This window comes from Vibrio sp. Vb0349 (assembly GCF_033338975.1).
The window spans coordinates 1-1,302 of record NZ_JAWOTS010000246.1 but is presented as its reverse complement, the minus strand read 5'-3'; the positions used below and the strand labels follow the sequence as shown (position 1 = coordinate 1,302).

General features: G+C 46.1%; 1 protein-coding gene and 1 pseudogene. Both read left to right on the top strand.

Going from position 1 to position 1,302, the window contains the following annotated elements; all coding sequences use genetic code 11:
- A pseudogene (locus tag R7Q47_RS24925) lies at positions 1-303 on the top strand (3-dehydroquinate synthase); the annotation flags it as partial.
- Positions 304-355: 52 nt separating this feature from the next.
- A partial coding sequence (locus R7Q47_RS24920; protein WP_318089973.1) for an ATP-binding protein occupies positions 356-1,302 on the top strand: 947 nt, incomplete at its 3' end.

Here is a 1,302-nt window from a genome sequence, read left to right as displayed (position 1 = left end):
TTACATGGTGAGGCGGTGTCTTCTGGTACGGTGATGGCGGCCAAAACGTCACTTCTGCGTGGACTGATTTCTGAAGAGCAGTTTGAGCGTATTGTGGCATTGTTGCGCAGAGCGAAATTGCCAGTCCATACACCCGACAGCATGAGTTTTGATGACTTTATCAAGCATATGATGCGTGATAAAAAAGTGCTGTCAGGTCAATTGCGCTTAGTTCTACCAACCGGAATTGGCAGTGCGGAAGTGATAGCCGATACTTCACAAGAAGTGATTCAGCTGGCTATTGATTTCGGTCGCAATATTTAACCTTGTAATGACGCCATCTGGCGTCATTCTTGTTGTTTAAGAAGGTTATTAGATGAGTTTTGCTCACGTTCTGGAACTAGATTCTCAAACCGAGTTATTGGATAGATTGGAGTTGTTGACCAACTTTGGATCCAACCTTATTGCGATCAATGGCCCTGATGGGTATGGAAAATCTTGGCTGGCGCAACGATACCTTGAGCTGGGTGCGAGTAACAAAAATCAATGTTTGTTACTTTGCCATGCGACCCAAGATGACGTGCAGCGTCGCGTCCTCATCTTGAGTCAGCTGGTTTCCGATGCATTGTTTAATCAACAAGAGCCTTTACTCGACAGTCTAGAGCGTATTCTCGAAGGTGAGCCTTGCGATATTGCGATTGTTATTGATGACGCTCATTTACTTAGTGAAACGCTCGTTTCGGAGTTATGGACGTTAGTCTTAGAGGCGCATGAAAAGCCGAACTGGACGATCAACGTGTTGCTTTTTACTCAGTCTGGGCGTTTGGAGTCGGTCTTGTCTCGGTTGAGTTATGGGCAAGAACTTAAGCCAGTTGAACTTGATATCGATATGCTATCCGAAGTGGAAGCGCGTCGTTTCTTCGAATCACTAGTGGTTAGGTATGTCGATGACGATGCGGAGAAACGTGTTCGAGATGCATTTAAGAAAGTCGACCCGATTCCGGGTGACATCATGGCATTAGGAGAGATGAAAGTGGAAAAAAGGATCATTATCCGTTCAATTGTCGGATCGCCACTCAACATCGCATTAGTGGTTTTGGTGCTACTGTTGCTGGCCGCTGGTGGTTATTGGTGGATGTTTAATCAGCCAAGCCCAGATGACAAAGCGCAGCAGATCACGGGAAGCATCGAGCAAACTGCCATTCCGACACTCACTGAGCCGACTCTTTCGCCATCAGAATCTAATTTAACCTCAGTGACTGACGGCTTGCCAAATGATGGCGATTTATCAGGCGATTTATCAGATGCTACTGACGATTCCAA